Source organism: Zhongshania sp., assembly GCF_041623545.1.
Classification (GTDB): Bacteria; Pseudomonadota; Gammaproteobacteria; order Pseudomonadales; family Spongiibacteraceae; genus Spongiibacter.
Genome location: NZ_JBFJWS010000249.1, coordinates 1 through 4777, shown reverse-complemented (window position 1 = coordinate 4777; position 4777 = coordinate 1). Strand labels below are relative to the sequence as shown.

The 4777-nt window shown below is 49.2% G+C and carries 8 protein-coding genes; 5 read left to right on the top strand and 3 right to left on the bottom strand.

Annotated elements, in window-relative coordinates:
* The first annotated feature begins 9 nt into the window (after positions 1–9).
* Genes ABYT30_RS15685 through ABYT30_RS15665 form a run of 5 tightly spaced genes read left to right on the top strand, consistent with a single transcriptional unit; the run spans position 10 to position 2904 of the window.
* Entirely contained in the window at positions 10–159 is a 150-nt protein-coding gene (locus ABYT30_RS15685; protein WP_373097434.1) for a DsrH/TusB family sulfur metabolism protein, read from the top strand.
* Position 160: 1 nt separating this feature from the next.
* Positions 161–496 carry a TusE/DsrC/DsvC family sulfur relay protein gene (locus ABYT30_RS15680; RefSeq protein ID WP_373097433.1) on the top strand — a complete coding sequence of 112 codons (336 nt, stop codon included), beginning with the start codon at positions 161–163 and terminating at the stop codon, positions 494–496.
* Positions 497–518: 22 nt separating this feature from the next.
* Complete coding sequence (locus ABYT30_RS15675; protein WP_373097432.1) at positions 519–1523, top strand: glycosyl transferase family protein; 1005 nt, start codon at positions 519–521, stop codon at positions 1521–1523.
* Positions 1520–2620, top strand: a complete 1101-nt coding sequence (gene trmA, locus ABYT30_RS15670; protein ID WP_373097431.1) for a tRNA (uridine(54)-C5)-methyltransferase TrmA — start codon at positions 1520–1522, stop codon at positions 2618–2620. The genes ABYT30_RS15675 and trmA overlap by 4 nt, the downstream gene beginning before the upstream one ends.
* Positions 2617–2904, top strand: a complete 288-nt coding sequence (locus ABYT30_RS15665) for a 4a-hydroxytetrahydrobiopterin dehydratase (protein ID WP_373097430.1) — start codon at positions 2617–2619, stop codon at positions 2902–2904. The genes trmA and ABYT30_RS15665 overlap by 4 nt, the downstream gene beginning before the upstream one ends.
* A 15-nt stretch (positions 2905–2919) precedes the next feature.
* Here the strand turns inward: ABYT30_RS15665 and ABYT30_RS15660 are convergent, their stop codons facing one another.
* From ABYT30_RS15660 to ABYT30_RS15650, 3 genes are all read right to left on the bottom strand, one after another.
* Positions 2920–3777, bottom strand: a complete 858-nt coding sequence (locus tag ABYT30_RS15660; RefSeq protein WP_373078061.1) for a hypothetical protein — start codon at positions 3775–3777, stop codon at positions 2920–2922.
* A gap of 2 nt (positions 3778–3779) precedes the next feature.
* Positions 3780–4412: a dUTP diphosphatase gene (locus tag ABYT30_RS15655; RefSeq protein WP_373097429.1), complete on the bottom strand. Its 633-nt coding sequence runs from the start codon at positions 4410–4412 to the stop codon at positions 3780–3782.
* Positions 4413–4479: 67 nt separating this feature from the next.
* Positions 4480–4777, bottom strand: a 298-nt coding sequence (locus ABYT30_RS15650) for a hypothetical protein (RefSeq protein ID WP_373097428.1), incomplete at its 5' end; no start/stop codon positions are given.

Genomic DNA, 4777 nt, shown 5'->3' with positions numbered 1-4777 from the left:
GCAACTCAAATTACACTCCAGCACCATGATATTAGCATTTGCGCATTGTGCGACGATTTGGATCGCAGGGGGATACGTCCTATCTCAGCGGTAACGCCGATCGACTACTCAGGCTTTGTAGCCCTCTGCGCCCAACACCATCACTGCTTGAGCTGGTGAGATGGCTGACATAACCGTAAATGGCTGTCGTATCGCCACTGACGCGGATGGCTTTCTGAAAGACCTCAAAGACTGGTCCCCCGCCGTAGCAGATGCGCTTGCCGCGAACGCCGGTATCGAGCTTGCCGACAGCCATTGGCAGCTAATTCATCTTGTTCAGCGCTATTATCAGCAATTTGGCCTGTCCCCCGCGATGCGGCCCCTGATAAAATACGCCAAACTAGAGCTCGGCGCAGAAAAAGGGAATAGCCTGTATTTTCTTACGCACTTTCCCGACAGTCCGGCGAAGTTACTCAGTAAAATTGCCGGGCTGCCCCGCCCCGACAACTGCCTGTAAATCAATCCGAGTTAAATACACTATGATCGAACACCCCTTTGCGCAATATGTTCGCATTCTCGGTAAAGGCAAAACCGGATCGCGTTCGCTCAGCAATGACGAAGCCTATGCCGCCATGGGTATGATTATGCGAGGCGAGGTTGAAGACGTGCAGCTAGGGGCCTTTCTTATGCTGCTGCGGGTTAAAGAAGAAAGCTGCGAAGAGCTAGCGGGATTTGTGCGCGCAATTCGCGAAACCCTCAATCCGCCAGAAATTAAGGTCGATATAGACTGGGCAAGTTACGCCGGCAAACGACGCCAACAGCCTTGGTATTTGCTCGCCGCACTCGCCTTGGCGGATAGTGGTTTGCGTGTGTTTATGCACGGCGCTGCAGGCCATACCGCCGACCGAGTTTACAGTGAACAAGTGCTCGATGCGCTCGGCGAGTCATGCGCCAGTAACTGGCAAGATGTTAGTGTAAAATTAGATAGTCGCAATTTCGCCTATTTGCCGCTAGGACGTTTTTCCACGCCATTGCAACGCATGATAGATTTGCGTGCCCAATTTGGCCTGCGCTCACCTGTACACACCTTGTCTCGGCTCCTGAATCCATTGGCAGCAGATTACTCCATACAAAGTATTTTTCATCCTGCCTACGCAGACAATCACCAACAAGCTGCAGCTTTATTAGGGCAGGCCCATGCGGTTGTGTTTAAGGGTGAAGCCGGTGAAGCCGAGCGTAAACCAGAGGCAACTTGCCGAGTAAAAACTGTTCACAACGGCCTATTAGCAGAATCGGAGTGGCCGCGCATGCTAGATGGTCGACAAGAAAAACTTGAAACCCTAGCGACCGCCGAATTATTTAAGGCTTGGCGTGATGACGATATTAGCGAGTATGGCCGCCTTGCTGTTCAGGGCACTATCGCTATCGCCCTGCAATTGCGCAGCCCTAGTTTAAGCCAAGAAGAATGCCTTGCTAGGGCAAGTCTGACTTGGCAACAGCGCAATCGATACCGGCTTACCGCAACAACCACGGAATCAATATGAGTTTTAGCCCGCTAGATACTAGGCAATACGCACAATTACTGTCCGAGAAGGTATCTCGGGTCAGCAGACTATTCCACGACCTAAAACTACCTACACCTGAGGTCTACCCTTCCTCTCCCGAGCACTACCGGTTGCGAGCGGAATTTCGAATTTGGCACGAAAACGACACCTTTTTCTACGCCATGTTTGATCCTGCGGCACCCAAGATCCCCGTCCGTATAGATCACTTTCCCACAGCCTCACAGCAAATCTGTGAGCTGATGGCGCCTCTGCGGCAGGCCCTAACGGAACAAAGTGTCTTACACACTAGGCTTTTCCAAATCGAATTTCTAAACACACTCAGCGGCGACATGCTGATTACCTTGATCTATCATCGGCGCTTAGACGACGAATGGATGACCGCCGCGAAGGCCCTCGCAACACAATTCAATATTCAAATAATTGGCCGCAGTAAAAAGCAAAAGCTTGTGCTCGATCGCGACTACGTATTAGAACAGTTACCTGTTGACGGACAGCGCTACGCCTACCACCAATACGAAGGTGGGTTCACCCAACCAAATGGTAAAGTAAACGCTAACATGGTGAGTTGGGCCAAGGCACGCTGCGGGCAGAACACCGAAGCAGACCTGCTCGAGCTATATTGTGGTAACGGTAATTTCACCATTCCGCTGGCCGGGCATTTTCGCCAGGTACTGGCCACCGAAATTTCCAAAACCTCGGTAAAGGCTGCCAACGAAAACTTTGCAATGAACGGCGTTAGTAATGCCCTTGTGCTGCGCATGTCTAGCGAGGAGCTGACATCGGCTTTAAATAAAGAGCGCAGTTTTCGGCGTTTAGCTGGTGTGGATTTAGATAGCTATAAGATAAATACAGTACTTGTTGACCCGCCTCGCGCAGGCTTGGACGCCGCGAGCCGAGAGTTTATTGCACGCTTCCAGCGTATCGTATACATCTCATGCAACCCCGACACCCTACACCGCGATTTGGAAATATTAACAAAAACACACGAGATAAATGACTTCGCCCTGTTTGACCAGTTCCCGTACACTCACCATATGGAATGTGGTGTATTTCTAACAATAAAGGGCCTGATATGACCGTTAAACTTACCGATCAAGAAGTCAAAGACGCACTAACAGCGCTCAAGGGATGGGCGTTGAAAGACGGCAAGCTTTGCATCGAATTGGAGTTTGAAAATTTCATCAGCGCCTTCGCGTTTATGACCCGTATTGCTCTACGTGCTGAAAAAATCGATCATCATCCCGAGTGGAGTAATGTTTACAAAAAAGTCAGTATTGCACTTACTACGCATGATGCTGGCGGTTTAAGTGCAAAAGATCTCGCTTTGGCAAACGCCATTATGCAAGAGCTCGATCGCTAGCTAACGCTAAACACCCTAGTAAAAGTCGACACCAAGGCTTAGTAGGTGCCGACAGAGGTAGTCGTCTAAATTAGCTATATCTTCTGGGTGTACATCGAGAACAGGGAAACCGAGCTTCTTACACATCTCCGCTCGGCGCATACGCGCTGAAATCGCATCGGAATGGTCGTCAGGCCCCCAATACTCGATATACACACCACTTTCTGGTAGATAAAAATCACTTATCAGCTGTTCTGAAACCGGCAAAGTACGAAACATAGCGTAACGTAAACCGGCTAAATACAACCATTGCGCAATAGCCCAATGCGCGTGATTTTTACAGGCCATACCATCTAAAGCCAGCAGTTCTGCGCTGGCGCCAGAAAACAAGTCCCCGGCAGCAAGGTGTTCACCGCGGCAAAACATCAAAATACGTTTAAAACTGGGCCGCTTCGGGATATCTTCAGGCCAAAGTACGTAACTTAAACTACTCTGCTGATTTTCAAAAACCTGTCCGCCTTCTTTGACGCCCTGCTCTGTTAACTCCCAGCCTCTATGACTAGGTCTTAACCAAGCGATATCAACCAGCATCCGATTGATTTCACGACCACTGAACCCTTCAGCCCGCCCCAACGCCGCTGCAGATAGTAGCTTATTACTTTCAAGCGCCTGCAGCAGTGGGTGCTCAAGTAGTGATGTAGGCCATACGATATAGCGACCATAGCGTTTGCTATTAATGTAGCTGCCACCTTCAAACTCGCCTTTCGCGGTTAAGAACCAACCCTCATCGGCTTTACGGATCCAGCCATAGTCTTTCAGTACCGAAAACAACTGTTGAACCGGAATTTCACGCAGTTTGGCGAGGGCTGAGGTCGATACTTTATCAGCGGACATACTTAAGCCGAGGGGTAGCGAGCAAGAAGGCTTTGATAGACATCATCCGCAAATTGCGGTGACAAAATATCGGCACTGTTGAGGATTTGCACGAGGTGCACATTATCTTCTTCACCCTGCCATATTTTGATATAACTGCCATCTTTATAGCCGTGGTCTTGGCGAAAAAAATTAAGGACATTCTTACCAACATACTGCTTATATAATTGATCAAAGCTGAGCTGGGCGGCGGCCATAAGATCCCAAAACAAGGACACAGAGAAGGATTTTTCATTTAGGCAATAGCCCGCGAGCGACTCCGTTGCGGCAAGCACATCCTTTTCACTAGGCTCATAGCGGCTTAGCTCGTCGACTATTTCGTCCGCAAGTGCATTAATATCGACACCAGGTCTAAACATGGCGCTTAAGCCAAAATGCCAAATATCAACTATTTCGAGCTGAACTTGCTCAATATCGGCTTCTTGCTTTTTCCACCATTTGTAACCGTAGTGGTCCATTAGTTCGGCACACTCGATCCATGCCGCGCGATACCAGGCAAACCCCTGTGCCATCCAATCTGGATGAACTTTGGCATTCATACGATCTTGCAGGCCCAGCATTGTGACAAATGCCTGACGATTATTTATATCTGACACGGTAACCCCAGCAAATTAAAATCTGAGGGACATAATAAACAAGGTTGGTAGCGAGCGCAGCGGAAATTTACCGTTTACCGGATTTCAATCGAGGCTCATCTGATTTAGACAGGCGCTCTGACAGCTTTATGAAGTAATTCAACATGTCTGCATCAGGAGAAAAGCGATGATCGTCCTGGATTCGATCGGCAATCGCCTCTGGGGTCTGCGCTGAAAAATTAGCGGAATAACTCATGCGCTGACTCAATGGGCACAGGCTAATTGTCGACTGCGGGCCATGCATAGAATAGTACTTCGCTTCCAGCGCACTCGATTTACTTTTTCGCCAAAAACTCATTAGGCGCAACGCTGATGGTAAGTAGGCG

Excerpts from the sequence above, each read along its gene's own strand:
- ABYT30_RS15680 (WP_373097433.1), top strand. The coding sequence starts at position 161 with ATGGCTGACATAACCGTAAATGGCTGTCGTATCGCCACTGACGCGGAT.
- ABYT30_RS15675 (WP_373097432.1), top strand. The coding sequence starts at position 519 with ATGATCGAACACCCCTTTGCGCAATATGTTCGCATTCTCGGTAAAGGC.
- trmA (WP_373097431.1), top strand. The coding sequence starts at position 1,520 with ATGAGTTTTAGCCCGCTAGATACTAGGCAATACGCACAATTACTGTCC.
- ABYT30_RS15665 (WP_373097430.1), top strand. The coding sequence starts at position 2,617 with ATGACCGTTAAACTTACCGATCAAGAAGTCAAAGACGCACTAACAGCG.
- ABYT30_RS15660 (WP_373078061.1), bottom strand. The coding sequence starts at position 3,777 with ATGTCCGCTGATAAAGTATCGACCTCAGCCCTCGCCAAACTGCGTGAA.